This is a genomic window from Streptomyces lanatus (genome assembly GCF_014655715.1).
Classification (GTDB): domain Bacteria; phylum Actinomycetota; class Actinomycetes; order Streptomycetales; family Streptomycetaceae; genus Streptomyces; species Streptomyces lanatus.
Map to the genome: position 1 here is coordinate 148203 of NZ_BNBM01000023.1, position 26822 is coordinate 175024.

The window sequence follows — 26822 nt, forward strand, 5'->3', positions numbered from 1 at the left end:
GTCGGCGTCTTCGGTGCAGAGTGGTCGGCGGGCAGGCGCGGAAGCGGGACGAGCCCGGGACCGCAGGCTGTTCAGCAACAGCTGGTGCAGCTGCCCCCAGACGCCGGCTTCGTTCCAGGCCGCCAGTCGGCGCCAGCACGTCATGCCCGAGCCGAAGCCGAGCTCATGGGGCAGGTACTCCCACTGGATGCCGGTGTGCAGCACGAACAGAATCCCGCACGGGGCCTGCCGGTCGGGTACTCGCGGCCGTCCCTCGACCTGCTTGGGCGGCGGTTCGGGCAGCAACGGCTCGATGAGCGACCACAGTTCGTCCGACACGATCCACGGCCGCGACTGACGCTGCCCCATGCCCCCCAATCAACGAGCGATCAAGCCGACAGTCACATGATCGCCTGCTCTTGTTAGAGCCAGTTAGCCGGCCGGAATCGGCGCGGCGACGGCCGCCACTCTCGCCTGATCAACCCGAACACCCACGAGTCGGAAACCTCGCCGTTCACGACGCAGTCCTCCCGCAACGTCCCTTCCCGCACGAATCCGATCTTCTCCAATACCCGGGCGGATGCCACGTTGCGCGTATCGGTCTCGGCCTGCACTCGATTCAGGTCCAGGGTGTCGAAAGCCCACTGCAGCAAGGCGTGCGCGGCCTCCGTCGCGTAGCCGTTGCCCCACATCGCATCGCCGAGGACATAGCCCAACGACGCGCTGCGGTAGTCCCGGTTCCATCCGGTCAGACCGCACCAGCCGACGAAGGCCCCGTCAGAAGCTCGGTCGATGGCCACTCGCGCCCCGGTGCCTTCGTCCGCCATCTTCCGGCACATCGCGATGAACCGCTCGGCGCGGGCCCGTTCGGTCCACGGCGGGGAGTCCCAGTAGCGCAGCACGTAGGCGCTGCTGTGCAGCGCGAAGAGGGGATCCGCGTCGGCGTCGGCAAAGGGGCGCAGTCGCAGGCGAGCGGTGTGCAGCAGGGGGGTGGCCAAAGTCATGCGCACCATCCTGCGTCCTCAAGGGGCGAGCGAAACACCGAATATCCGGTCCCGGCCCTGGTCCTCACCACCAAGGCGCCGCCTGCCACCGACGACCCGGACGTGAACGTCACCCGCAGCCACTTCAGACGCCTCGCCCACCAAGGCTTCTTGCCCAACCCGTGAGGGGGGAAGGCTGCCCCGGCCCAAGACGGGACCACTCCCCCGCCTTCCTCCTGGTGCCCAGCGCACGGCTCGGACCGGTTACGTCAGTGGCATGGCGCTGTAACAGTCCTGACGGAGGCTCATGACGCACCTCCGGTCTCCTCAGTGACTCACACCCCCCACGTGACCGGGTTGACCGAACGACCGCTCCCCGGCCGGCACGCGCCCCGGGGTGCGGGTGAGGAGGAATTGATGGCTGCAGAGCAATCCCCGGCATCCCGCCGTGACTTCCTTAGGTCCGTCGGCGTCGCGAGTGGCGCCGGAGTGCTGTACTCGGCGATGGGCGCACTTGGGCTCGCGCCGGTGCCGGACGTGCGGGCTGATGCGTACCGGGCGCCCCGGCGCAGTGACTTCGCGCTCACCGGGCGCGGCGGCAAGAAGGTGCTCGTGCTCGGCGGCGGCATAGCCGGCCTGGCGACGGCGTACGAGCTGGGCAAGGCCGGTTACGACTGCCGAATCCTGGAGGCGAACAGCCGCCCCGGCGGCCGCAACTGGACGGTCCGCGGCGGCACGACGCTGACTGATCTCGACGGGCGTACGCAGACGGCGGCGTTCACCAAGGGCCAGTACATGAACGCGGGCCCGGCCCGGCTGCCGCAGTCCCACGTCACTCTCGAGTACTGTCGCGAACTCGGCGTCGAACTCCAGGTGTTCACCAACCAGAACGCCAACGCGTACATCTACCACGAGAGCAGCGCCGCCTTGGCGGGCAAGCCCATGCGCTGGCGCACGGCGAAGGCCGACGTCTACGGCTACGTCTCCGAACTCCTCGCCAAGGCCACCGACCAGGGCGCCCTGGACGCACAGCTCACCGCGCAGGACAAGGAACGGCTGATCACGTTCCTGCAGAGCTTCGGCGCCATCAAGGGCAAAGCCGACGGCTACACCTACACCGGCACCGACCGGCGCGGCTACTCCACCGAGCCGGGCGCCGCCTTCGAGGACGGCACCGTCCTCGGCCCCGTGCCAACGCTGTCCGACGTCATCGCCAGCGGCGTGGGGCAGCGCTTCGCCTTCGAACTCGGCTACGACCAAGCCATGCTGATGTTCCAGCCGGTGGGCGGCATGGACGCGATCCCGTACGCCCTGGCCAAGGCAATCGGCCAGAACCGCATCACCTACGGCGCCAAGGCGCTGGAGGTCAAGGACCTGCCGGACGGCGCCGAGGTCACATACGAGGACGCCGGCGGCCGTATCCGCACCCAACGCGCCGACTTCGTCGTCGCGGCCATGCCGCCGATGGTCATGGCCCGCCTCAAGCACAACCTGGGCACCGACATAACCGCGGCCCTCAAATACGCCGTCCCGACCCCCGTCGGCAAGATCGGGCTCGAGTACCGCAGCCGCTGGTGGGAGACGGACGAGCACATCTACGGCGGTATCACGCCGACCGACACGGACCTGGCCACCATCTGGTACCCCTCCAACGGCTACCAGGGCCGCCGCGGCACGCTCATCGGCTACTACAACTTCGGTGCCAACGCCATCGCGTACAGCGATCTGCCGCATGTCCAGCGCCTCGCGCGGGCGGTGGGCCGGGGCGTGAAGATCCACGGCGACAAGTACCGCACCGAACTCGATCACTCCTTCAGCGTCGCCTGGCACCGCACGCCCCATATCGAGGCCGGCTGGGTGGGCTGGCCCTCACAGACCGGGCCCGAATACACGCTGCTCAACCAGCCTGCCGGGCACGTCTACTTCGCCGGTGACTGGCTCAGCCATGTCATCGCCTGGCAGCACGGCGCGTTCACCTCGGCCCGCAAGGTCGTGACCGACATCCACGAAAGGGTGATGGCCGCTTGACTTCCTCCCTTTCGTGAACGAGGGGGATTCCTACGGCTCGCGCCGTGGGGTTTTCTGCTTCGTCGCCGACTGCCCCGTCCGGGAGAACTCCCGTTGAGGTCTTACACCAGCTCCACAGACTGTCACGGCCAGCCCGGCCGCCAGAAGGTTCTTCGCTGCGTTCGCGTCCCGGTCGTGGGTCGTGCCGCAGCCCTCGCACGTCCAGGTGCGGACGTTGAGCGGCATCATCGATGTGATGGTCCCGCAGGCGGAGCACAGCTTGGAGGAGGGGAAGAACCGGTCCACGACCACGAGGTTCCGCCCGTGCCAGGCTGCCTTGTACTCCAGCATGGACCGCAGTTCGGTCCAGCTCGCGTCCGAGATGGCTCGGGCAAGCTTGTGGTTCTTGACCATGTTGCGCACGGTCAAGTCCTCGATCACGAGCGTTTGGTTTTCGCGCACGAGTCGAGTGGTCAGCTTGTGCAGGCCGTCACGGCGGCGGTCGGCGATCATCGCGTGGATCTTCGCGACACGCAGACGGGCCTTGCCCCGGTTCGCCGATCCTTTGACCTTCTTCGCCAAAGCCCGCTGGGCCTTCGCGAGTCGGGCGCGGTCGCGACGTTCGTGCCGGGGGTTGGCGATCTTCTCTCCGGTGGACAGCGTCACGAGATGGTCCAGCCCGGCGTCGATGCCGACCGCGCCAGCCGTGGCGGGCATCGGGGCCGGGGTGTCGTCGCAGAGCATGGAGACGAACCAGCGGTCGGCGCTGTCGCGGGACACGGTCACCGTGGATGGCGACGCCCCCTCCGGCAGAGGCCGGGACCAGCAGATGTCCAGCGGGTCTTTCATCTTCGCCAGCGTCAGTTTCCCGTCCCGGAACCTGAACCCGGAGGTGGTGTACTCCGCGCTGGCGCGGGACTTCCGCCTGGATTTGAAGCGGGGGTATTTGGCCCGCTTGGCGAAGAAGTTAGTGAACGCCCCTTGCAGGTGCCGCAGGCACTGCTGGAGCGGAACCGACGACACCTCGTTCAGGAAGGCGAGTTCCTCGGTCTTCTTCCACGCGGTCAGCATCGCGGAGGTGGCGTTGTAGTTGACCCGCTCCTGGCGCGTCCATGCCTCGGTGCGCGCGGCGAGCGCCATGTTGTAGACCTTGCGCACGCATCCGAACGTGCGCGACAGCTCGGCTGCCTGCGCATCCGTCGGATAGAAGCGGTACTTGAATGCCCGCTTCACGTGAGTGGGCATAGCTCACAAACTATCACCTCAATTTGTGGGCCCCTGCGGCGAGTTGGTATTTGAACGACGAATCGCCCGGCGGCGATTCATCTCTTCCTGCCCTGCTCCGCAGGGGCTCCGTTTCCTCCCCCACCTAAAGATGGGGGTATCCACGGAGGAAGCCAGATGAAGCGACCTACGAAGGCTGTGATCGGTACAGCCCTGACCGCCTCGCTGCTCACCGGCGGCACCGCGCTCGCCGAAGGCAAGGACTGGTGGCCCGGTCCCAGAGAGGTCCGCGTCATGCTGCCCGAGGGGCAGTCCAACCCGGCCATCGCCACCGGAGTGGTGACCGGCGGTGAGGTGGCGATCTACCAGAGCAGCGGCCTCGGCCCAACCGCGCTCAACCCGACCGCGCCGGCCGGCTCACCTGAGCTCTACACGGACCCGGCCCTGACTCAGGGCGCCTCGGGTGTCACGGTCACCGAGGCCCAGGCACTCGTCGTCCTGCGCAACATCAAGACCAACGTCGAAGCGGCGGGCCTGACCCTGGCCGACGTCATCTCCATGAAGTGCTACCTGATGAAACCGCCCGGCGCCGACACCGCCGACTACGCCGGCTGGAACCGCGCGTACCGGCAGTACTTCGCCAACATCGACCTCACCTCGAAGGAGGTCGTCCCGGTCCCGATGGGCACCTCCGCCCCCAAGACACCGCTGGTCGCCAACAAAGCCCGTCCCGCGCGGGCCACGATGGAGGTCGCCTCGCTGGCCGTCAAGGGCTGGATCGTGGAGGTCGAAGTCACCGCCGCGTACAAGAAGCGCTGACAGGCACCGCTCCGCGGGGCCACTGCAGAAAGGTGCGGGTCCGCAACCGGGCCGACTCCAGCCGGACGCCTCACTGCCCCTGCAGGCCGACACCGGCCTGCAGGGCTCAGAGCCAGCCAGCAGGGCTGGTGAGGCCAGCGAGCCCGAGGAGCTCGTGACCGCCCGGGCCAGAACACCGATCCTCGCGAAGGTCTCTCTGGAACTGCTGGCCAAGGGATGCAGCTGAGCTGGCCAGGGCTGTCGCATGTGCATGGCCCTGGCGCACGCGGGAAGACCCTGCAGAACGTCTGTCGTCCGACCGCGTTCCTGGTCCAAGCTGCCGCGGCAGGGTCGGCAGGGAATGAACGCCGACCTTGATTGTTGAAAGCGGTATGAAGAAGATCGGGTTTCTGTCCTTCGGACACTGGACGCCGTCCCCACACTCGCAGACGCGTTCCGCGGCGGATTCCCTTCTCCAGGCGATCGATCTCGCGGTCGCCGCGGAGGAACTGGGCGCCGACGGCGCGTACTTCCGGGTCCATCACTTCGCGCGGCAGTACGCCTCGCCGTTCCCGCTGCTCGCGGCCATCGGTGCGCGTACCAGCCGGATCGAGATCGGCACCGGCGTGATCGACATGCGCTACGAGAACCCGCTGTACATGGCCGAGGACGCGGGCGCCGCGGACCTGATCTCCGGTGGTCGGCTGCAGCTCGGCCTCAGCCGGGGATCCCCGGAGCAGGTCATCGACGGCTGGCGCCATTTCGGGCATGTGCCGTCCGAGGGCATGACCGACGGCGACATGGCACGCGATCACACCGAGCGCCTCCTCGATGTGCTCAGGGGCGAGGGGTTCGCGCAGCCCAACCCCAATCCGATGTTCTCCAACCCGCCGGGGCTGCTGCGCATCGAGCCGCACTCCGAGGGCCTCAGGGACCGTATCTGGTGGGGATCCGGCTCGAACGCCACCGCGGCGTGGGCGGCCACGCTCGGGATGAACCTGCAGAGCTCGACCCTCAAGGACGACGAAAGCGGCGAACCGCTGCACGTCCAGCAGCGCAAGCAGATCGAGGCCTACCGTGAGGCCTGGCGGGAGGCCGGGCACACCCGCGAGCCGCGGGTGTCGGTCAGCCGCAGCATCTTCGCACTGATCGACGACCGTGACCGAGCCTACTTCGGCCGTGAGGGCAACTCCAAGGATCAGATCGGCTACATCGACGCCAACACCCGTGCAATCTTCGGCCGTTCCTACGCCGCCGAGCCCGATGTGCTGGTCAAGCAGCTCGCCGACGACGAAGCCGTCGCCGTCGCCGACACACTGCTGCTCACCGTGCCGAACCAGCTCGGGGTCGCCTACAACGCCCACGTGATCGAGAGCGTCCTGACCCATGTCGCTCCGGCACTGGGCTGGCGCTGAGCACAGGGGGCAGGGCGTGCTACGGCACTGTCTGTTCTCATCCAATCGAGGCGTTTACTCAGCGAACCCAGTCGTTTTGGCTGTCGTATCAGCGACCTAGTTGTACGAGGCCATGACGTTGGTGACGCCCCCGACATAGTTGAGCTGCCGAGGGCCTGTTCTCAACGGCCGTATGGGGTCGGTTGTAGTGGACGTTCCAGACTTCAAGGGCCTCTGTGCGCTGCTGTTCTGAGGTCCATGGCCGGGCATACAGGAATTCTTCGGCCAGGGTCCGGTTGTAGCGCTCGACCTTGCCGTTGTGCCGTGGGGTGTACGGAGTGATCCGCTGGTGCCGGGCCTCGAGGAGGGCCCTGGCGAAGGCATCAGCCCGGTAACAGGAGCCGTTGTCCGTCACTGTCCGTTCGATTCGGGTGATCCCGTGAGTGGCGAACCACGCTCGTGCCCGGTGCAGGAACGCGACCGCTGTCGCTGCCTTCCCGTCCGGCAGGGCTTCGGTGTAGGCAAGTCGGCTGAATCCGTCGATGGCTGAGTGCAGGTACACGTAGCCGCCGCGTTCGGTCTTCTTCTTGCGTTTGTTGACGGACTTGGCTTGTTCGCTCCCGCGGCCGTGAACGCGCCATCCGCCACCGTCGGGGATGCGACCGACCTTCTTGACATCGACGTGGGCCATGTGACCTGGTCGACGAGCAATGATCTTTTGGGGTTCTCTGTTCGACGCCCCGTTTGGGTCGATGAACCGGCGCCGGTTCAGCCCCAGCTGAGCCAGATGTCGGCTCACAGTCCGTCGGCTGATGGGTGTCCCGGCCTGTGTCAGCTCGAATGAGATGCGGGCTGCCGACCACTTGTGGGCGCGTCGGAGGACCTCGACCTGGGCTACTACTTCGTCTGGGGTGGCCGTCGGCTGGTGTCGTGGCGTCGAGGAGCGGTCCAAGAGCCCGATCTCGCCGAATCTGCGGTAGCGGTTCACCCACTTTGAGGCACAGGCCCGGGAGATTCCCATCTCAGCAGCGACGTGAGCAATGGGGCGAGTTCGGCAGCGCTCGACGAGGCGGCGGCGCCCTTCAACTGACAACGGTGCGTCGCGGTGAGTCACGCGGCTCATCGCGCTTGTGGGGCGGCGGGGCTCGTGGTGGTCCCCTTCGGCCGTGATACCTGGGCGACGAGGCAGAGCAGTACGCCGCAGGTGGCGACCACGATCCAGCCCGGGCGGGACGCATGTGCCAGGCCCGTCGGGCTGGTGGCCGTGACCAGGCCGCCGGCGAGAGCGATGCCGAGGGCGGAGCCGAGTTGCCGTGCGGTGGAGGTGATCGCCCCGGCCACGCCAGCACGGGCGGATGGCAGTCCATTGACCGCGGTGTTGGTGATCGGGGCGTTGGCGAAGCCAAACCCGATGCCGATGAGCGAGTACGTGGCCAGAAGCAGGAGCACGCTCGTGTGCGGGGTGAGCCGGACCAGGCAGAGAGCGCCGACCGTGATGAAACCGCCGGCAAGGAGCAGCGGCAGTCGCGGTCCCGTGCGGCCGACCATGCGGCCGGACCAGGGGGCGCAGACGGTCGCTCCGACGGCCAGGGGCAAGGTCGCCATGCCGGCGGCCAGCGGCGTCCATTCCCGGGTGTGCTGCAGGTAGAGGGTGTTCAGCAGCAGCGTCATGTTCAGGGCGACGAAGACCGCCACCGCGCCCACGACGGCACCGCTGAAGGTCGGTCGCCCGAAGAGCCACAGATCCATGAGCGGCTCACGTCGGCGGGACTCGACCCACACGAATCCGGCTGTCGCCACGGCAGCCCATGCGTATCCCGCCAGCGCCGCAGGCGACGTCCAGCCGATGCGCGGCCCTTCGATCAGGACGCCGACCACGACGGCGAGGACCATGGTCAGCAGGACCTGGCCGGGCAGGTCGAGCCGCCGGGCCCGCGGTGCCCGGGACTCCGGCACGAACACCGCACTGAGCAGCAGAGCGGCCACGATGACGGGGGCGTTGATCCAGAACAGCGCCCGCCAGTCGAGCCCGGCGAGCAGCGCGCCGCCCGTGACGGGTCCGGCGGCCATGCTCAGTCCGAACACTGACGCCCAGATGCCGATCGCCTGCGCCCGTTCCTTCGGGTCGGGCATCGCGTTCACCACGATCGCGAGCGCCACGGGGCTGAGCATCGAGGCGCCGATGCCCTGCAGGGCGCGGGCCGCGATGAGTACGCCGGCCGACGGGGCGAGCGCGCAGATCAGTGAGGCCGCGCCGAACACGGCCAGCCCGCACTGGAATACCCGGCGGCGTCCGAAGCGATCCGCCAGTGCGCCGGAGGAGATCAGGAGACTGGCCAGGACGAGGGTGTAGGCATCCACGATCCATTCGAGACCGCGCGTGTCGACACCCAGGCCGCGCCCAATGGATGGCAGGCCCACATTGACGATGGTGGTGTCCAGGCCCACCAGGAACATGCTCAGGCAGCAGACGGCCAGTACCGTCCAGCGTCTGCGCGCACTCAGCATGGGTTGAACAGGGTGTGTCGTCGCGGTCACGGTCTACCTCTGATGTTCGGGAACAATGCCCGGCAAGGCTCGGCCCGCGCGACGGCCGTAGCCCATCAATTTTGCGAACACTGCAAAACTGGGTCCATGAACACAGAATCCGGGGACACGGAGCTGGAGCAGATCCTCGATGGCATCGGGCCCCGGCTGCGCAGGCTGCGCCGGGAACGGGGACTCACGCTCGAGGCACTCGCGGCCACGACGGGGATCTCGGTCAGCACACTGTCCCGGGTGGAATCGGGCAGGCGGCGCCCGACTCTGGACCTGCTCATCCCGCTGGCACGGGCGCACCACGTCGCACTCGACCAGCTGGTGGCGGCGCCGGCCAGCGGTGACCCTCGGGTGCACCTCCGGCCCTTGCGCAAGGGGCGCGGCAGCGTCCTCGTGCCCCTGACGCAGTACCCGGGCCGAGTGCAGGTCTTCAAGCAGGTACTGGCACCCCGCCAGCCGGAACTGGTCACCCACGCGGGCTACGAATGGCTCTACGTCCTCGCCGGTCGGCTGCGCCTCATCCTCGGGGCGCAGGACTTCACGCTGCGGCCCGGCGAAGTGGCCGAGTTCGACACCACCGAGCCCCACTGGTTCGGCCCCGCGGACACGAGCGCCGTGGAGATCCTGCACCTGTTCGGTCCACGGGGAGACCAAGCCATCGTCCGCGCCAGACCGTCCACAATCGATCCCGCCCCGCCCACCGCCCCAAACCCACCGTCAACAACGTCATGACCCGCAACACCTAGTCACGCCGGCGATCGCCCTGAGGGCGCTGGGTGGCTGCACTGACCGGGATGGATCTTGCGGGCCCGTACGTCGAGATGTCATACGTGGATGCTGAACGCGAGCGTCGGCGGCGCCCGCTGCTGAACTGCGTGACGACTCAGTTCGAGGACGCGGCTCCCATGCGTCCGTTTCGCTGGTCGAGGGGTGAGCGCCACTTCGCGGGCTGGTACTGGTCGGTGACGACCGGGCAGCATGTCGGCTTCGAGTCATGGCGCGGGGACTGGCAAGACCATCGCCATCACCCAGCTGGGGCCCTCCCACGAGCTCCTTGACCGGGCCCGGCACCCACACGTCGCGGACCGCATCCCGGTCGTCTACGTCACCGTCCCGCCTGCCGCAACTGCTCGCATGATCGCGACCGAGTTCGCCGCTTCCTGGGCCTGCCGGTGCGGGCCCGCTCGCACAGGACAGACATCATCGAGGCCGAGCTCACTGGCTCGCTCGCGCCGGGTGACAGTCTCTACTGAGCGCCGGAAAGGGGCCAGTACCGCCCCGTCAGGCCTGCAGGGGCGGCGGGTTGCTCGTGGATTGCGTGTCCTGCTCCTGTCCGGTCGTGGCGGACCAACTGGCGAGTAGCTTCAGGCCGTCCTCCGCGGCGGTTTTGGGGGGCGCGCTGTAGACGACAACGCTCAGGCCGCTTTCGTCCGGCAGGCTCATGGTCTCCTGATCGAGTTCCAGTTCGCCGACGAGCGGATGGTTGAGGCGTTTGGTGCTCTCGCGGAAGACATGCACGTCGTGCGAGCCCCACATCACACGGAAGGCATCGCTGCGGGTGGACAGTTCACCGATCAGGTTCGACAGCTCCCGGTCGTAGGGGTTTTTCCCCGCCTCGATGCGCAGCGCGCCCACGGCGAAGCGGGCCATGCGCTCCCAGTCGGTGTAGAACCGCCTGGCTGCGGAGTTGAAGAACGCGAACCGGGCGACGTTCGCCCCCCATGTCGGGTCGGCATACATCTCCGAGTACAGGGCCCGGCCCAACGGGTTGGCGGCCAGCGCATCGAGGCGGTTATTCATCACGTACGCCGGCAGCTCCGGCATGCCATCGACGATCCGCGCCACACTCGGCCGCACCGTCGGTCGGCTTTCCCGCCGCGGTGCCCGCGCCCCGGGCGCCGGTCCGGCAGCGCGGGCGAGGTCGTACAGGTACATGCGCTCGGTGTCGTCGAGCCGCAGGGCATGGGCGAGGGCGTCGAGCACACTGTCGGAGACCCCTTGGAGGTTGCCGCGCTCCAGGCGCGTGTAGTACTCGACGCTCACGCCAGCGAGTGTGGCGACCTCTCCCCTGCGCAGTCCGGGCACCCGGCGCTGACCGTACGTCGGCAGACCGGCCTGCTCTGGGGTGATCTTGTCGCGTCGGGAGCGGAGGAATGCGCTGACTGCGTCCCGGTTGTCCATGAGGCCAGGGTAGGCAGGCTGCGCGACAGGTGAGGGGCCCTGCCAGTACCCCTCACAGCAAGGACTCCCCCGTCACGGCCGTGTCGCGTTGCATGGTGCGTGCCCCGATCCCCCGGGGCCCGACCGGTGCGAGGACGCACGCGCCCCGGTCGGCAGCAACTGAACACTGACAGGACACAGCAGATGAGCAACCAGATCGAGACGGTGACGGAGAGCCCCGCGGATGTCGTGCGAGGGCTGTATGACGCGTTGAGCAAGGGCGACGTGCCAGGTGTCCTGGCAAAGCTCGCCCCCGAGGTGATCGTCGATGAGCCGAACCAGCTCCCCTACGGCGGCGTGCACCAGGGCCGCGAGGTGTTCGTGCAGTCGATCCTCGGCGCGATGATGGGCTACGCCAACGTCGCCATCACCGATGCCGAGGTATTCGAGGGCCCGGCCGGCGTCATCGGAACGCTCACAGCCCACACCACCGGTGAGAAGTTCCCGCTGACCATGGTTGAGATCCACCAGGTCGAAGACGGCATGGTCCGCAAAATCGACGTCTACACCAAGAACCCCCACGAGCTCGCCGCGTTCTACAGGCGCGCCGAGGCGGGCACCCGCTGACCACGACGCTCGTCGGGTCTTCCAGTGGTGCACGCGGAGACCCGCTTCGCTGAGGTCATCGGGTGGTCGGCAGCCATCCGCACCAGTCGTACGGTGCAGGCATGTGCAGGGACGGAGTGCCCCGGCTGCGGCCGGCGAGCCGCTGGTGGCACAGGCCGTGCGCCGGTGCTACGCCAAACAGGTCGACACCGTCCGGCAGTTGCTGGGCGACGACGACGCCGTGCGGCGCTGGTTCGGCGCCGGACTGCTCGACAACGTGGTCGCCGTGCTGGGTTTGGCCGACATCGATGAGCCGTGGGCGCGCGTCCTCGCCGCTCGATGACCCGCCACCGGGGGGACGCCTACGCCGATTGACCCGGCGGTTGCAGGAGTGGGGCGGCAGCGCGCCGACCGCGCCAGTGCCGTGCCTGGACCGCTCCTCGCTGCTGCCGGCGAGCGAACGCGCTGTTGACGGCGGCCTACGGGATCGGGCAGATCATCGGCCCCCTGATCTCCCAGCCTCTTTTGGGAACCGACTACTCGGCGGCCCTGCTGTTGGCAAGCGTCGTCCTGGCTGCCGCGACCGTGGCGGCCGCAGCGCCCAGGGTCCGTTACCCGCACCGGCTGGGCCACATGATCGAACCGTCCCGTCCGGCCGGGAAGCTGCCCACATGGCGTCCGTGACAGGCTCATGATCCCCAGCCTCCACACCGGATCAACTGAGGAGGAATCGCAACTCTGGCCGCATCCAGGAAGCCCCAATCAATGATGGGGCTCTTTGAATTTCCCCACCGGCGCTCGGTGGTGTCCCCAAACCTGCTCAGTGGATCTCCCCACCCAGCCGACATCCGACCGGACGGTCCCCGGAACGTTCGTCACGTGGCCGACGGCCGTGGCTGTTCGGGCGGGACCGAGGTCTCGGCCAACGCCATCCACTGGTCGAGGTCGGCTTGTGTGAACTCTGGCCAGGCCGGAATCTCAGGCAGCTGGCGGAGAAAATCGAATGCCTCCGCGATTCGTGGTCGGCGGAGCACCGGCGAGTGGCAGCCAGCGACGACCTCGGCGTCCAACCGCTGGAAGTCATCCACCACTGCCCGGAACTTCTGGCCGTCCAGCAACGCCACCCAGGGCGAAACCAGCCGCCCGCCGAAGAATTGTCCTTCACGAAATTCATCCGCAGACAGGCCGGCGACGTCGGGCAGAGGAGTTGGCACATTCGTCGCGAAGGTATCCACCGCCCACAAGACGTTGGTCTTCGTGTCGAAGAGGGCGCGGGTTGTCGGGTTGTCGTACAAAGGTGGCCGTTTGGCCACCAGAACGCGGTCACCGACATCCACCGTATCGCCGTCGATCATGAAACGGCACCGGTTGATCGGTGTCTCCCACTCCTCAGCCATGCGTCCGATCGAAAACCAGGTCGTCAGCAGTGTCGCGTTCGGGCATTCGGCGAGGGCAGCCAAAAGGTTGCCGGCGTGATCACGATCGTCGTGGGTGAGGAAGATCCATCGAACGTCCAACGGATCTACCACGGACCATGCAGCCTCCAGCCACTGAGATCGCACCGCCGGCGCCCCGGTGTCCACAAGCACCGGTTCGGCTCCCCGGATCACCATCGAATTCATCGGGAAGTGGCCGACCGGCGGAGCCTCCAAGGCCCACGGAATAACAAACGTCTCTTCGGCGATCCTGTACGGCTCCAGAAGATTGAAGGTTTCCGTAGTAGTCATCGCTGCTCTCCTTGGAATGGAGTTCGGCCGCAGCGCCCATTAATCCAGTCCAGCCCCATGCCACGCCTACGTCAAACGCAGGGGAGACACTCGGCGACGGATGCGTCTCCCTGACGGTCGCGATGGCCAGCACGTCCGGGGGCTGTACTGGACCCATGCCGGGTCAGGCGAGGAATCATGTAGGTGCCAGGGTGCGAGTCGACGTCCCGACCGAGGGCGCAGAGGTCTTCCCCGGCCAGCGTCTGCCCACCCCGGCATATCACCTCCGGCCGCATCACCGTTCCGCTGACCGGTCAGGACCATGGGCGACTGCATCCACCACCCGGTCCAGTGCGCCCGCCCTCCATCGGCTCCAGGGTCGACATCGGTCCCGAACAGTCCGAGGCAACGACTGATGCCGCGTCGGGTCTTCTGCCTTCCGGCGCGGCACCGCACGTGAAGGCTGAGGCCCCGCGGCCAGCAGCTTGTCAGCGAGGCGACGCCTCCGACATCCACCGAGAGCACGGAGTGCATCAGTGCCTTCCCCGGAACCGCGAGGTACTCCCCGGCCCCAGCGCCGACGCCAGGAGTCCAGCACATGGCCGAGCCTGCCCTGGCTGCCCGACAGAACAGCTGGGCATCAAGATCATCCTGTGGCCCCTCTTTTGGGCTTACCCCGACGCACAAGTGGGCGCGCCCGGTCTACCCCGCGGAGGGCGCTCGTTGAAACTCCCCACTCCGTTGAACAGCGGACCGAGTGGGGCGGCGAGTAGCTCTGGCCGTTTTCAAGGCTCTGTCCGCAGTTTCCGTGAATCCCCAGGTCAGCCGCTAGAACGCGGGATCGTTTCGGCAGCGACTTCCTGCCGTGGCGAGCAAGACGGTTGAGGATGTGCTGTTTCCCGGGATCGACGTGCGGGTGGAGGGGGTCAGCGACTCCTCGGACGCCTTGGTGGTGGAGGCCGTGTCGACGGCCTGCCCAGGCCGGTGCCCGAACTGCTGCAAGCAGGCCCGCCGCGTACACAGCACGTATCAACGCACCCTGGATGAGCGGCCGTTGGGCTCATGCCGGGTCGTCGTCCGGCTGCGGGTACGCCGGTACTTCTGCGATCGCGGGGGCTGTTCGCGCACGACATTCGTCGAGCAGGTGCCGGGGCTGTCCGCGCGGTACCGCCGTTCCAGCACCGGGCTGGTGGGCTGGCTGCGGTCGATCGCGATCGAGCTCGGCGGCCGTCCCGCCGGCCGGCTGTACCGCCGACTACGGCTGGCCGCGGGCCGGACGCGTCTGCTCAGGCTGCTGACGGCGCCAGCAGTGCCGGACCGTGCCCCGCGGGTGCTGGGGGTGGACGAGTTCGCCTTCCGCAAGGGCTGCACCTACGGCACCGTGCTGGTCGACGTCGAGGCCGGCCGGGTCGTGGACGTGCTGCCAGACCGCACCTCCGAGACGTTCGCAGCCTGGCTCACCGAGCATCCCGGTGCGGAGATCATCTGCCGAGACCGGGCCACCGCCTACACCAAGGCGGTCAGGAAAGCCGCCCCCGATGCCCTCGAAGTCGCTGATCGCTGGCACCTGCTGCAGAACCTGTCCGCCGCAGTCGAGAAGACCTGCCACCAACACCGCGACTGCCTGCGCAAACATGCAGAGGAAGAGACGGTGACCGAAGCGCCCGCGGTTCCCCCGATGCTGTTACCGCCCGCGGAACTGCCCCGCACCCAGATCATCGAGCGCACCCGCCACCGCTACGAGGACATCCACCGCCTGCTGGAGAAACACTGGACAATCAGCGCCATCGCCCGACGCCTGAACCTCGAACGCAAGGCCGTCCGCTGCTTCCGCGACACCAACCTCGACCAGCTGCTCGTCTCCGCCCACGAACGCCGACCCAACGGCGTCCTGGAGCCGTTCAGGGCGTACCTCAACGCCCGCTTCACCGAAGCCCAAGGCCAGGTCAGCGGCACACGCCTGTTCCTGGAAATCCAGGCTAGCGGCTACCGAGGCAGCCGCCAGGTGATCCGCAAACCCCTCGCCGCCCTCCGCGCGGGCACCGCCGAACCGGTCCGGGCCGACATTCCGAGCCCTCGCAAGATCACCTCGTGGATCATGCGGCCCCGGGAGACGCTCACCGAAAGCCAGGACGAGCGACTCCTTCAAGTCCGGCTCGCCTGCCCGGACATCACCCGGGCATGCGATCTCGCTCGGACGTTCGCTGACCTGGTCCGTCACCAGCGCGGATACCTGCTGCTGGAGTGGGTCCGGCAGGCCGAGCAGGACGCGCCGAAGCCGATGAAGGGCGTCGCCGGTTTCCTCCGCCAGGACCTCGACGCGGTCACCGCCGGCCTCACTCTCCCCCTGGAGTTCCGGCGTCGTCGAAGGCCACGTGAACCGGGTGAAAACGCTCAAGCGAGCCATGTACGGCCGGGCCTCGTTCGGACTCCTCCGCACTCGCATCCTCACTCAGCCGGCGATGCCCCTTCAGCGGGCCTCTGATGGTGAGGAAGGTTGAGCTGTTCATGCAGGAGAGCCGCGGCCTGGAGGTCATTGGTGACCATCACCTGAGCCAACCTGCCCGCGACTGCGATCACGGTGCCCCAAGCTGGAGCGTCTAGATAGACCTCGTCCGGGGCACCGCGACCTACTTCTTCCTGCACCGTCGAGTAGACCTTGCCCAGCTCCTTCATGAGCGCGACTTCCTCCTCCGTCCGCAGGCTCTTGCCCAGCCACGGCGCGGGATCGTCTGCGTTGCAGAAGTCGTCGAACAGAACAGTGACCACGTAGTCCAGGTCCTCGAACTCCTCCGGCCGCAGCCAGACATCGCGCTGCCATGAGGGACTCGCAAGGGCGAGAACCGCTGGCACAACATGAAGTCGAAAGGCCGGGAACTCAATGCCGTGATCCGTCACGTCGCGAGCCTACTGACACGGTGGGGGACACCACCCACTGGCCACTGCGCCTGTTCACGAAACTGCGGACAGAGCCCTGAAATCGACCAGTGCCGCTCATCACCCCCACTCACTCCGGCGTTCAACCGAGTGGGGATATACAACGAGCGAACTGGAGTTCGGATGGTGCGGTACCCGGCGCCGCGTCCCTATCGTTGCGCCATGACGGACGAACAACTCCCTGCGAGGGTCTTCCCCAACCGCTTTCCCGAAGCGATGGACTCCCGGCCTGGGGTGCCGCAGGACCGCTGCCACTGCTTCAACCAGGTCCGCGTGAGTGCCCCCGGCGCGGCCACGTCCTTCCACCCCGAGATCCAGGACACTCATGCTCCAGGCTGGCTCCGGTTGCTGGAACTGATCGAAGAGGCGGCGACCGACGGGCGGGAGGAATTCCGCCCGCTGCCGGAGCTGAGCCCGGAGCAGCGGCGGCAGATCGTGACCCTGCCGGCGTCGATCGGACGGCTGACGGCGGTGCGCACCCTCGTGCTGTACGGGAGCAACCTGGTGCGAATACCCCCGGAGATCGGCGATATGACGAACCTGGAGGGGTTCAGCCCGTACACGTCGGGACGGCTGCACTGGTTCCCGTACGAAATCACACGGTGCGCTCGGCTGGTGAACAGCACAGTGAGCACACGCTCGATATACGGCAACTACAAGTACCGGCCACCGTTACCACGGCTCCAGCTGCCCGGCGATACGGTCCTGGATCTTGACGGCCTGGATCCCTCCCGCTGGGGCACCACCGCGGCCCGCACCTGCAGTGTGTGCACCGGGCCGATCTCGGCAACTGGCCCGCACCAGGCTTGGCTCTCCAAGGTGGTGGCGACCGACGTCCTGCCGCTACTGGTCAACGCCTGCTCCCAGGCGTGCCTCGACGCTCTGCCACCTGGGGCGAAGGGCTACATCCCTACACCTCATCGGGGCGGCGCGATCGAACAGCCTGCGCCGCGTTGAGCGTCGTGCTCTGGAGCACGGGGCGGTCCGCTTGCCACCGAGCGGGGTGGGTGAGGAGATTCACTGAGCAGGTCTGAGTTACTGCCGAGCAAGGGGTGGCCGTTTTCAACGAGCCCTATCACCCCGACTGACCGGCCCGGTACAGCCTGCAATACGGACGTCGATTGCTGACCCGTAGGAACCAACGGGCTTTGCAGGTCGTCGCCGGGTCTACCGGCCGCGGCGGTATGGCACGCACCAGCAGTCGGATCAACTCGTCTGCGGTGACGTACGGTTTGGAGAACAGCACCCGCACGCCGCGTGGTTGGACTGAGCAGCAGGGGAGCCGCCCGTTCGGCCCCGCCGAAGGCGGCCTGGGGCGTCCGGCGCCCGGCGGCGGGAGTCGAACTAATATCCCGTCGTGACGTACGACTTTCCGAACGAGCTCCTCAGCCCGCAGCGGGACCTCAACCAGGTACGGGCCGACCTCACCGCCTTGTACAAGCAGCTGCCCTACTCCGTCGAACCACTGGAGGGCGGACAGCGCCCCGAGGGATATCCGGACTCGCCGGGCTGGTCGGAGCAGGAGCAGACTGAGGTCGCCGCGCTGCGCCGGCGGGAACGTGAGCTGTCCGCGGTGATCGACGCACGCCTTCTGGGATGAGGTGGCAGGGCCGGAGCGTCCAGACGCCCGCAGCCAGCTCAAGCACGCCTTCACGCTCACGGCCGCTTCGCGGGGCGAAGGGCAGGAGGAGTAGCCGAGCCGCCCATCAGCCCGCACGCCTCGCCCTGCTCGCCACCACGATCAACTGCGCCATCGCCGCCCTCATCCGCGACGCCGGCACCCCCACCGTCGAGGACCGCGTCCGCGCCCTGCGCAGCGAGCTCGACGTCGCCGGGCTCACCTCCATGACGCCCACCCTCGAACTCGCCCATGCCTTCCACCAGGCCGTCCTCGACGACCGCGAGGCGCTGACGGACACCATCGCCCGGCTACGCGCACAGACCCGAGACGGCACGTACGCCTACTACACCGACATCGTCCACTTCATGGCCGGCCTCCCGCTCCCCGCCGACCACCCCGCTCCGCACTGGCTCGATGGCGAAGTAGCCACGCGTGCACGGTGGCACGACCTCGTCACGACCCGGCGTGACCTTCTGCACGTAAGACGGTGACCCATCGATGCGGGACTGGCGGGCCTTCTCGGCGGTGTCATCGGGGCAGCAGTGGGAGCGATCGGTGCAACGGCGTCGGCGTACATCACGGGACGCAAGGCGGAACAGCAGACAGGGATCCAGACCCAGGCCCAACTGACTAACTGCCACCAACGCTGGCGTTGCACTCCATGGAGGAGCCCATACGCGTGCCCTGCGCGCCCGCAAAACCTTCGCCGTGGAGCAGTTCGGCTGCCAGGCCTTTCCCGATCTCGGCCTCGCCGAGGATGTCGACGGGTGTGTCGCTCGTTCGGCACGAGAAGCCTTGGCGGATGGGGTCGTCGGCACTGGCGGGTGTGGCGAGGACGCCGAGGAACACGGCGGCTCCAAGGGCGGTGGCAGCGATGCGGCGCATGAAGTTCCGTTCAGACAGGGTTCAGCATGGTCTTACGGCCTCTCCCCATGCGCCTGCACCCCCATGCGCTGTGTCACCCGAACGACTGGGAAACCGAGGCCACCGAGCATCTGGCAGACGCAGTCCCTGTTCCGACGATGCCCAGCAGAAGCCACGGAGACTGCCAAAGGACAAAGAGGGCGACCGTCACCCCGGCCGCCACTATGCCTGCCCGCTGACGTAATTCTCGCTTCCGCTGCGTCTTGGTGCGGCGTCCCTTCCGCTTCGGCATCGGATCGGTCCCCCCTATGGCGAATCTGGTGGGCAGTGTGAAGGCGCGTGGCAGCAGTGCCAAGTACGCGTTTTCCGGCCAACGACAAGTGGCATGAGGGCTGGGCCTCACATCCTGATGGGGATGCTCGGCCTCGATTCGATCCGTGAGGCCACGTTCCTGTTCCACGGCCCGAACCGGCTCACTCCGTAGGCGTGGGAGAGGGCAGCCAAATGACGGTCCCTGGGAATGAAGCAGTGTTGGGCGGCATCCAGGAGGGGCGAAGCGTCGTCCGCCGGGTGAGTGCATCTAGACAGCCCGGCGGGCGGGATGCCTGCCTGGTTCAACGCACCTGTGCGCCCCTGCGGTTCAAGGGGCTCGCTTCGGTTGGGGCGGATGCAGGATGCACCGCCCCAACCGAAGGCGTGCGGTGGTGATCAGGAGTAGTCGCCGCGTTCGGCCCGGTGCAGGATGTCGCGTTCCCGGCCGGTCTGGGTGTTGAGCGAGTCCTCGTGGTCGATGACGATGGTGTCGTCAGCCGACTGGGCACGTACCTGGGCTCCGTAAGCGTCGGTCGCCTTCACCAGGACAGCGTCCTGCTGTGCGGCGGGCCAGCTTTGGATCAGGTAGGACTCCACGACCTCGTCCACGGGTGTCTGGTCGACGGCCCGGTCCCTGCCGCGCGCATGGACGCGCAGCCGGTACGGGCCTGGCCCTTGGGACGCCAGAGAGGGCAGGTCCGCAGGGTCGTCCATGAAATGAGTCACCAGCACTTCCCCGGAACGGGAGTGGCACGAGATCTCAGCGATCTCTTCCCAGTCCGCGGCCACGTCGGGGGGCTGCGTGTGCACCTCGACAGTGACCTGGACGTCGCCTGTGTGAATCCCGGTGGTCACCTCGATGGCTCCGCCCGAGGCGGATACCAGCCCGTTGTAGGTGCTGTCGAGGTCGTCGGCCAGAGCCCCCTGCGGGTCCACGATCTGGAAGTGGTGGTACTGGGCGAATACCAGGCCTGTCCCGGTACGGGCTGACTCATTCACGACTGTTGTCTTCCCGATCTTGTCGCGGGCCTACCGGATCCATACTAGGAAGCGGTCCCCTTCGAGGACACGAGCGTAGGTGTAAAAGCCCCTCAGCGCGTCTCCCGCATTCTTGTTCTGCTGCGCGTTGACCATGCGCCGGCTGAACGGTCCACCGCTGTACTTGGCGCCCTGCCATGTACTGGCGAAGGGGTACTCGTCGCAGGACTTGCCCGGCGGACGCTCCAGGCTCGACGGACAGGCCTTTTCGCGGTTCTGCTTGATCTTGGAGCGGTCGGTGAGCCGCGTCAGGTAGTTGGTCGTGCCGTGCTTGCCGGCAAGTCCGGTGGCCTGGGCGTCCTTGATGTGCTTGGCGATCTCCGGCCACGGGCCCGTCAGGCTGTAGCTGATCTCCGGCACGGCGCGAAGGTTCACGCAGCCGACCTGGCGGGGAGCGCCGGGCAGGGCGTTGTCACAGCGGACCTCTACGGTGGACAGCTTCGTGGCATCCGACGGTGCGACCCACTGGGAGTTGCTGAACCGCCAGGACGCGATGCTCCGGCCCGTTCCCCGCTGCTTGGAGGCGGCCGTGTTGATCGTGGTGTTCATGAAGAACTGCCCGTAGGGCTCAGCACTCGCGGAGATCCCCTGTGCCGGGAAGCTCTTTTCCACGACCTTGCACTTGCCGGTGCAGGAGGCAGTCCCGGAAGCCTTGGTGCCGTTCACCGCCGCCCCCACCGGGACACCTCCATCAGCCTCGTCTGGTAGGCCCACGTCTTGGAGTCCCGGGCTGAGAAGGAGTAGCCGACGACGAGGTACTTGATACCGCCGACCTTGCGGCCCGTTCGCACATCGATGGCGTTGACCTCACCGCGCCAGATGCCGCAGCCGCGCATGCGCTCGATGTACCACGTCGAGTCCACGCCTGCGTCGGTGCACCACTTCGGTTCCTTCCACGCCGAGCGCCTGGCTGCCGCTGCCGCGGCGTCCGGCTCGTCGGCTGGTTCAGTCGCCGGGGCTGCGTCTTCTGCGGCATCCTGCGGGGTGGCTTCCATCTCGGCCAGGGCGGCCTTCTCAGCGGCAGACGTGTTGGCGGGAGCCTCGCGTCGCGACAGGGCAGCGTGTTCCTCGGAGTTGAGCTCGTCAACCGGTTCCAAGGACGACGCACACGCCGTGAACTCTCCACCGGGAGTTTCAGCGGCAGCCTTCACTTGGTCATCGCAGGTGGTCTCCTGCCCAGCCGCCAGCCCGACCCGCTGTCCGTCTTCGGCGGTTGGCGGGGCGGCCGTCGGCTCCTCCGCGGTAGCGTCGGCGCCTAGCGCCAAGTCTTCTGCAGTGGGGGCCGTCTCAGGGTCATCGACGGTGGTGTCTTCCCCCGATGAGGATTCCTCAGCAGATGGGCCAGTGGCGGACATCCCCGTGGTCAGCGAGGTGCCCGCACCCGTTCTCGGCTCGTCGGCCCCCTGGGCAATGCCTATCTGACTGCCCAGAAGCGCCACAGTCGCAGCGCCCACGGACAGCAGTATTCGCGGTCTCAAGTTGTACCCCCTGTTTGGTCAGAACAGCGCAGGCACGCCCCATCGTGTGGCGTGTCCACGCCGGGTCGACCTGGTCAAAGCACAGCGCACTGACAATCGGTCCCTGGGGTGTGCCTTACGTAAGCAAGCTGCAGATCAGTAGACCTACGCCACAACTCTGAGCACCGAGCCCAGATCTCGCTGTCGTCTCCGGTACGCCTCGCTATCCCCTGTAACAACGCGTCGACGGAGACGAGTAGCCGCAGAATCACGCGAGCCGAGAGAGCTGCCGGTAGCTGGGAAGGCAGCCTTGCGCCCCCGCGGTGAAGACCCTCCTGAGTGCGGAGAGGAACGGCACGCTGCCCAATGCCCCGCCGGCTGGCCCCCGTTACCGGGCACGAATGAGGCTGCCACAATCACGTGGCGGTGAAGGCGCGGTGGCACCGCGAGTCCGCTTCTCGTCCGCGCCCCCCAGGGGACCCCCGGCTCCATGAGGTCCTGCTCGCCGAACTGAACGCGGCTCGGGCCTGGACTGGTCCCGCTGCGTGGTCGACTCCTCCAACCACGACTCGATATGCCCCTAGGTGACGCGCTGAGGTGCCGGACGCCAAGGGCGGGCAGCAGTTGAGTCAAGGGCCAACCAGCCGTGGAAGCGGGGCCTCACCCGTCGATTCCGCGTCGGTGTCGTCGGTACCGACCGGGCCGCGGGGAAGCGTCCGGTCCAGCCACTTCGGCAGCCACCAGTTGGTCCGGCCGAGGAGTGTCATGGTCGCCGGTACCAGCACCATGCGTACGACCGTGGCGTCGATGAAGATCGCGGTGGCCAGGCCGAGCCCGAACATTTTGGTGGAGGGGTCCTCGGCGACGGCGAAGGACAGGAAGACCGCCACCATGATGAGGGCGGCCGAGGTGATGATCCGGGCGGTGCGCGAGACGCCCTCAACGATCGCCGTGCCGTTGTCGCCGGTGCGCAGGTACTCCTCGCGTACGCGGGAGAGGAGGAACACCTCGTAGTCCATCGACAGGCCGAACAGGATGGCGAAGAGGAACATCGGGATGAACGACACGATCGGAACCGTCGCTTCCAGCCCGATGAGTGCGCCTCCCCAGCCCCACTGGAAGACCGCGACCATGATGCCGTAGGCCGCGCCGATGCTCAGCAGATTCAGCAGTACCGCCTTGAGCGGTACGAGTATCGAGCGGAAGACCAGCATCAGCAGCAGGAACGACATCACCAGCACGGCGGCGACGAACACCGGCAGGCGCTGGCTGGTGCGTCGGCCCACATCGGACAGGCTCGCGGCGGTCCCGCCGACGTGCGCCCTGGCCGGGCCGTGCCCGATCGCCGTGGGCAGCACCTCGGCGCGCAGCCGGGCGATGGTGTCGGCCGTGGCCTCGTCCTGAGGGCTGGTGGTCGGGAACACCACGAGGGTCGCGACGCCGGTGGCCCGATCGATGTGCGTCGGCGCGACGGATGCGATGCCCGGATCCGCCGCGACCGTTGCGACGAGACGATCCACCACTCCCCGATCGCCGGAGGGGTCCGCGGCGATGACGAGGGGACCGTTGGTGCCCGGGCCGAACCCCTCGGCGACGAGGTCGTAGGCCCGGCGTTCAGTACGGCTCTGCGGCAGTGAGCCGTCGTCGGGCAAGCCGACGCGCAGGCCGAGCACGGGCAGCGTCGCGATCAGCAGCAGCCCCGCCGCGCCGACCGCGTACGGCACCGGGTGCCGGCAGACGTGCCCGATCCAGCGACGCCACCCGACGGCGGGGGCGGCGCCCGCCGCCGGGTCCCGCCGTCGGCCGAGGCGGCCCGACCGCCCGGCCCGAAGTGCCCGGCCGACCCGGCCGGTCCGGCCCAGCCGCGGGCCCGCCGCGCCGAGGAAGGCCGGCAGCAGCGTCACCGACGCGAGCACCATCGTCAGGACGACGATCGAGACGGCAACCCCGCCCACCGTCATGAACGGCACGTTCGCGACCGCCAGGCCGAGGATCGACACGACGACGGTGCCGCCGGCGAAGACCACGGGCCTCCCCGCCGTTGCCACCGCTCGCCCCGCCGCCTCGCGGGGATCGAGCCCGCGCGCGAGGTACTCTCGGTGCCTGGCGAGCACGAACAGCGCGTAGTCGATGCCCACCCCGAGCCCGACCATGCTGCCCAGGACCGGTGCGAAGGTGGGGACCTCTGTCACCCCCGCCAGTGCCGTCATCGTGGCGACCCCGACGGTCAGCCCGAAGACCGCCATGCCGATCGGCAGCGCGGCGGCGACGAGCGAACCGAACGCCAGGAACAGGATCGCGGCCGCGGCGAGGAGGCCGATCAGCTCGCTCACGCCGCCGTCGGGGTCGGAGAAGGCGTAGAAGAGGTTCCCGCCCATCTCGATGCGCAGCGGCAGCTCGGCGCGCAGCCGGTCGCCGAGCTCGACGAGGGCGTCCAGGTCTTCGGACGACAGTCGGCTCTGGTCGGGGTACTGCACCCGGACGACCGCGATCCGTCCGTCGGCCGAAACGAGGCCGCCGCGCACGGCGGTGTCCCCGCCCGTGTCGAGCGCCCCCGCCGGGTCGCTCGTGCCGAGCACGTGCGGCAGCCGCTGCACCTCGGCCCGCAGCCGCGTGAGAGCGGTGCGCGCGCCGTCGTCGTCGAAGAACGTCGCACCGTCGTCGAGGGGGGTGACGACCACTTGGGCGGTCATCCCCTCCTGGCCGGTGCCGGCCCGCTCCATCAGTTCCGCGGCGCGTTGGGAGTCCAGTCCCGGAGCGGTCATCGAGTCCGCGGTACGCCCGCCGAAGGCGATCGCGGCGAGGACGGCGAGCGTGGCGGCGATCAGCCATGCCGCGATCACCCGCCAGGGATGGCGCGCGGCGCTTGCGCCCAGGCGCAACAGGGCTTTCGAGAGCATCGGGTCCTCCAACCACCTCGTCGGCCGTCCTTGTACGGCCGCCGATGCCGAGGCTCGTCGCCACGGCGCTCCGCGGCATCGGCCCGCGGGCCACGGATCCGTCGGCCCCAAGTCGGAGTGACGCCCCATCCTTTCGGCCGATGCGCAGCACGCCGCGGTCCCTACGCTGAGAACCGTGCTGCGAGACGACCTGCGAGCCCTGTGGACCGAACCCCGGCCGCCCGACGCGCCCGCCCGGGTGCGGCGGGACTGGGCGCTGCTCGTCGCGGGCCTTGCCCTTGTGGTGCTGGAGGCCACCCTGCGCGAGAACGTCGTGTGGCGGCCGGTGGCGGTGGTGTTCGCCGTATGGCTGTGCCTGCTGTCCCTGTGGCGCCGGACCCGCCCGCTGGCGATGGTGACGCTGGCGTTCGGCTCGGTGGCCCTGCTTCCGGTGGCCTCGCTGGTCGCCGCACCGCGCGAGCCCGTCGGCCTGTACACCGGCGCGGTCGTGCTCGTGCTGGTGTACGCGCTGCCCCGGTGGGGATCGGGACGCGAGATCATGCTGGGCGGCGCGGTGATCCTCGTGGTCGGCACGCTGTGTGTCGTCACGGACGAGACCCCGGTCGTCGAAAAGGTCGTGGGCTTGGTCTTCCTGCTGCTGCCCGGCGTGGTCGGGGCTGCCGTGCGGTTCTGGGTGACCGCTCGCGAGCGGCAGTTGGAGCAGGTGCGCTCCCGCGAGCGCGAGCAGCTCGCTCGGGAACTGCACGACACGGTGGCCCACCACGTGTCGGCCATGGTGATCATCGCCCAGGCGGGCCGGGTGCTCGCGGGCAACGACCCGTCCGCCGCCGTCGAGGCGCTGGACGGGGTCGAGGAGGAAGGGGCGCGCACGCTGGAGGAAATGCGCGCCATGGTCGCCGCGCTGCGCGACCGCGGGGTCGGCGCCGAGCTGGCGCCCCCTGCCGGAGTCGCGGATCTGGAGCGCCTGGTGCGCACCCCGAGTGGTCGCCTCAGGGTCGACCTGGGGCTCGACGGCGAACTGGACGCGCTGCCCCCGGCCGTGGACGCGGCCGTCTACCGGATCGTGCAGGAGTCGGTGACCAACGCGCTGCGCCATGCGGCCGACGCGACCGAGCTCGTCGTCCGGGTCGCCGCGGAACGGCACACGGTACGGGTGAGCGTGCGCGACAACGGCCGGCGCACCGGCCGGGGTCGCGACGGATACGGACTTACCGGACTGCGCGAGCGCGCGACCCTGCTCGGCGGCACACTACGAGCCGGCCCGGGTACCGACCGGGGCTGGCATGTGGAAGCCGAACTGCCGAGAGCGAGGAGCGAGAGCGGTGTCCATTCGCGTCCTCGTCGCTGACGACCAGACGATCATCCGCACCGGGTTGCGGATCATGCTGAACGCCCAGCCCGGCATCGAGGTGGTCGGCGAGGCCGCCGACGGACACGAAGCGGTACGTCTGGCCCGCGAACTACGCCCCGACGTCTGCCTGTTCGACATTCGCATGCCCGTACTCGACGGGCTCGAGGCCACCCGGCTGGTCGCCGGCCCGGGCGTCGCCGACCCGCTGGCCGTGGTCGTCATCACCACGTTCGACCTCGACGAGTACGTCTACGGCTCACTGCGTGCCGGCGCCCGCGGATTCCTCCTCAAGGACACGGGACCGGACCTTCTCGCGCAGGCCGTACGGTCGGCGTCCGACGGTGAGGCGCTCATCGCGCCCAGCATCACCGTCCGTCTGCTCCAGGCATTCGCGGACCTGCCCGCCGGCCGGCCCGTGACCCAGCCGGTCTCCCCCGTCACCGCCCGCGAGGAGCAGGTGCTCCTCGCCGTCGCTCGCGGGCTGACCAACACCGAGATCGCCGATGCACTGCACATCAGCCTCAGCACAGTGAAGACGCATCTGGCCAGCCTGATGGCCAAACTCGGTGCCCGCAACCGGGTCGAGATCGCGATGTGGGCCTACGAAACGCGCCGTATCCTCCCCGGAACCTGAGCCGGGTGCCGGGCCATGTCCCATGACTCCCCGCCCGGACATCAGTGCACCGGTCGGCTCACGTCGGCTCCACGTGCCGCACCCGCCCCAGAGCGTGACGTACCAGGAGGCCGGAACTGGGACGGTGAGACACCCGATACGAACAAGACTTCCGACAGCTACCTCGCCAGTCTCCACCTGCACGCCTCGATGATCTGGATCAAAGACCTCACCAGGACCACCCGATGATCACGACTCGATACGCGCCCTAGATGTGCAACTGACGGAGGCCTATGACAGTGGGTTCTGGGCTTTCTGCCGGAGTCGTTCGTAG

General features: G+C 68.2%; 21 protein-coding genes and 8 pseudogenes. 15 read left to right on the forward strand and 14 right to left on the reverse strand.

The window, feature by feature from the left end; translation table 11 throughout:
* Positions 1–57 precede the first annotated feature (57 nt).
* Both IE325_RS46460 and IE325_RS40895 read right to left on the reverse strand, forming a co-directional pair.
* Positions 58–348 (reverse strand): annotated as a pseudogene (locus IE325_RS46460) (transposase); the annotation flags it as partial.
* A gap of 53 nt (positions 349–401) precedes the next feature.
* Complete coding sequence (locus tag IE325_RS40895) at positions 402–983, reverse strand: GNAT family N-acetyltransferase (RefSeq protein WP_190075256.1); 582 nt, start codon at positions 981–983, stop codon at positions 402–404.
* A 396-nt stretch (positions 984–1379) separates the two neighbouring features.
* Between IE325_RS40895 and IE325_RS40900 the strand changes: the two genes are divergently transcribed.
* Positions 1380–2990 (forward strand): flavin monoamine oxidase family protein, encoded by a 1611-nt coding sequence (locus tag IE325_RS40900; protein ID WP_190075257.1) that lies wholly within the window; start codon positions 1380–1382, stop codon positions 2988–2990.
* Positions 2991–3020: 30 nt separating this feature from the next.
* Here IE325_RS40900 and IE325_RS40905 read toward each other — a convergent pair whose 3' ends face one another.
* Positions 3021–4214, reverse strand: coding sequence for an RNA-guided endonuclease InsQ/TnpB family protein (locus IE325_RS40905; protein ID WP_190075258.1), 1194 nt, complete (start codon positions 4212–4214; stop codon positions 3021–3023).
* Positions 4215–4370: 156 nt separating this feature from the next.
* Between IE325_RS40905 and IE325_RS40910 the strand changes: the two genes are divergently transcribed.
* Complete coding sequence (locus tag IE325_RS40910; RefSeq protein ID WP_190075259.1) at positions 4371–5012, forward strand: Rid family hydrolase; 642 nt, start codon at positions 4371–4373, stop codon at positions 5010–5012.
* Between the two features lie 371 nt (positions 5013–5383).
* Positions 5384–6406: an LLM class flavin-dependent oxidoreductase gene (locus IE325_RS40915; protein WP_190075260.1), complete on the forward strand. Its 1023-nt coding sequence runs from the start codon at positions 5384–5386 to the stop codon at positions 6404–6406.
* Positions 6407–6502: 96 nt separating this feature from the next.
* On the opposite strand, the pseudogene IE325_RS40920 reads toward IE325_RS40915, so the two are convergent.
* Both IE325_RS40920 and IE325_RS40925 read right to left on the reverse strand, forming a co-directional pair.
* Positions 6503–7499, reverse strand: a pseudogene (locus tag IE325_RS40920) (IS481 family transposase).
* 5 nt (positions 7500–7504) lie between these two features.
* Positions 7505–8893 (reverse strand): MFS transporter, encoded by a 1389-nt coding sequence (locus IE325_RS40925; RefSeq protein WP_190075262.1) that lies wholly within the window; start codon positions 8891–8893, stop codon positions 7505–7507.
* Between the two features lie 126 nt (positions 8894–9019).
* Between IE325_RS40925 and IE325_RS40930 the strand changes: the two genes are divergently transcribed.
* Entirely contained in the window at positions 9020–9655 is a 636-nt protein-coding gene (locus IE325_RS40930; protein WP_190075263.1) for a helix-turn-helix domain-containing protein, read from the forward strand.
* A gap of 267 nt (positions 9656–9922) precedes the next feature.
* Positions 9923–10134: pseudogene (locus tag IE325_RS46465) on the forward strand (ATP/GTP-binding protein); the annotation flags it as partial.
* Between the two features lie 70 nt (positions 10135–10204).
* Here the strand turns inward: IE325_RS46465 and IE325_RS40935 are convergent.
* Positions 10205–11104, reverse strand: coding sequence for a helix-turn-helix transcriptional regulator (locus IE325_RS40935; RefSeq protein WP_190075264.1), 900 nt, complete (start codon positions 11102–11104; stop codon positions 10205–10207).
* Positions 11105–11287: 183 nt separating this feature from the next.
* On the opposite strand from IE325_RS40935, the gene IE325_RS40940 reads away from it, so the two are divergent.
* From IE325_RS40940 to IE325_RS47175, 3 genes and pseudogenes are all read left to right on the forward strand, one after another.
* The gene (locus IE325_RS40940) at positions 11288–11710 is read left to right on the forward strand and encodes a nuclear transport factor 2 family protein (protein ID WP_190075265.1); all 423 of its coding nucleotides are present in this window, start codon (positions 11288–11290) and stop codon (positions 11708–11710) included.
* A 103-nt stretch (positions 11711–11813) separates the two neighbouring features.
* The gene (locus tag IE325_RS40945) at positions 11814–12032 is read left to right on the forward strand and encodes a hypothetical protein (RefSeq protein ID WP_229912410.1); all 219 of its coding nucleotides are present in this window, start codon (positions 11814–11816) and stop codon (positions 12030–12032) included.
* A 104-nt stretch (positions 12033–12136) separates the two neighbouring features.
* Positions 12137–12373: pseudogene (locus IE325_RS47175) on the forward strand (MFS transporter); the annotation flags it as partial.
* 191 nt (positions 12374–12564) lie between these two features.
* On the opposite strand, the gene IE325_RS40955 reads toward IE325_RS47175, so the two are convergent.
* Entirely contained in the window at positions 12565–13416 is an 852-nt protein-coding gene (locus IE325_RS40955) for an MBL fold metallo-hydrolase (RefSeq protein ID WP_190075266.1), read from the reverse strand.
* Positions 13417–14356: 940 nt separating this feature from the next.
* Here IE325_RS40955 and IE325_RS40960 point away from each other — a divergent pair.
* Both IE325_RS40960 and IE325_RS47255 read left to right on the forward strand, forming a co-directional pair.
* A pseudogene (locus IE325_RS40960) lies at positions 14357–15685 on the forward strand (ISL3 family transposase); the annotation flags it as partial.
* Positions 15686–15700: 15 nt separating this feature from the next.
* Positions 15701–15896 (forward strand): annotated as a pseudogene (locus IE325_RS47255) (hypothetical protein); the annotation flags it as partial.
* Here IE325_RS47255 and IE325_RS40965 read toward each other — a convergent pair.
* On the reverse strand, positions 15844–16293 hold the full coding sequence (locus IE325_RS40965; protein WP_190075268.1) for an SCO4402 family protein: 450 nt from the start codon (positions 16291–16293) through the stop codon (positions 15844–15846). The pseudogene IE325_RS47255 and the gene IE325_RS40965 overlap by 53 nt on opposite strands.
* Before the next feature lie 201 nt (positions 16294–16494).
* On the opposite strand from IE325_RS40965, the gene IE325_RS40970 reads away from it, so the two are divergent.
* Positions 16495–17289, forward strand: coding sequence for a leucine-rich repeat domain-containing protein (locus tag IE325_RS40970; protein WP_229912411.1), 795 nt, complete (start codon positions 16495–16497; stop codon positions 17287–17289).
* Between the two features lie 196 nt (positions 17290–17485).
* Here IE325_RS40970 and IE325_RS40975 read toward each other — a convergent pair.
* Positions 17486–17636: pseudogene (locus IE325_RS40975) on the reverse strand (NYN domain-containing protein); the annotation flags it as partial.
* A gap of 53 nt (positions 17637–17689) precedes the next feature.
* On the opposite strand from IE325_RS40975, the pseudogene IE325_RS40980 reads away from it, so the two are divergent.
* Both IE325_RS40980 and IE325_RS40985 read left to right on the forward strand, forming a co-directional pair.
* Positions 17690–18026, forward strand: a pseudogene (locus IE325_RS40980) (DUF8825 domain-containing protein).
* Positions 17929–18444, forward strand: a complete 516-nt coding sequence (locus IE325_RS40985; RefSeq protein ID WP_190075269.1) for a hypothetical protein — start codon at positions 17929–17931, stop codon at positions 18442–18444. The pseudogene IE325_RS40980 and the gene IE325_RS40985 overlap by 98 nt, the downstream one beginning before the upstream one ends.
* Positions 18445–18583: 139 nt before the next feature.
* Here IE325_RS40985 and IE325_RS40990 read toward each other — a convergent pair whose 3' ends face one another.
* The 5 genes from IE325_RS40990 to IE325_RS41010 form a co-directional block, all read right to left on the reverse strand.
* Positions 18584–18838, reverse strand: coding sequence for a hypothetical protein (locus tag IE325_RS40990; RefSeq protein WP_190075270.1), 255 nt, complete (start codon positions 18836–18838; stop codon positions 18584–18586).
* 687 nt (positions 18839–19525) lie between these two features.
* Positions 19526–20128, reverse strand: coding sequence for a hypothetical protein (locus tag IE325_RS40995; protein ID WP_190075271.1), 603 nt, complete (start codon positions 20126–20128; stop codon positions 19526–19528).
* Between the two features lie 30 nt (positions 20129–20158).
* Positions 20159–20845 carry a NucA/NucB deoxyribonuclease domain-containing protein gene (locus IE325_RS41000; RefSeq protein WP_190075272.1) on the reverse strand — a complete coding sequence of 229 codons (687 nt, stop codon included), beginning with the start codon at positions 20843–20845 and terminating at the stop codon, positions 20159–20161.
* On the reverse strand, positions 20830–21621 hold the full coding sequence (locus IE325_RS41005; protein ID WP_190075273.1) for a hypothetical protein: 792 nt from the start codon (positions 21619–21621) through the stop codon (positions 20830–20832). Before IE325_RS41005 ends, IE325_RS41000 begins: the two co-directional genes overlap by 16 nt.
* 632 nt (positions 21622–22253) lie before the next feature.
* Positions 22254–24524, reverse strand: coding sequence for an MMPL family transporter (locus IE325_RS41010; RefSeq protein WP_190075274.1), 2271 nt, complete (start codon positions 24522–24524; stop codon positions 22254–22256).
* Positions 24525–24699: 175 nt separating this feature from the next.
* Between IE325_RS41010 and IE325_RS41015 the strand changes: the two genes are divergently transcribed.
* Together IE325_RS41015 and IE325_RS41020 are read left to right on the forward strand one after the other, a co-directional pair.
* The gene (locus tag IE325_RS41015; protein WP_190075275.1) at positions 24700–25872 is read left to right on the forward strand and encodes a sensor histidine kinase; all 1173 of its coding nucleotides are present in this window, start codon (positions 24700–24702) and stop codon (positions 25870–25872) included.
* Positions 25847–26509 carry a response regulator gene (locus IE325_RS41020; protein WP_190075276.1) on the forward strand — a complete coding sequence of 221 codons (663 nt, stop codon included), beginning with the start codon at positions 25847–25849 and terminating at the stop codon, positions 26507–26509. The genes IE325_RS41015 and IE325_RS41020 overlap by 26 nt, the downstream gene beginning before the upstream one ends.
* The last annotated feature ends 313 nt before the right edge of the window (positions 26510–26822 follow it).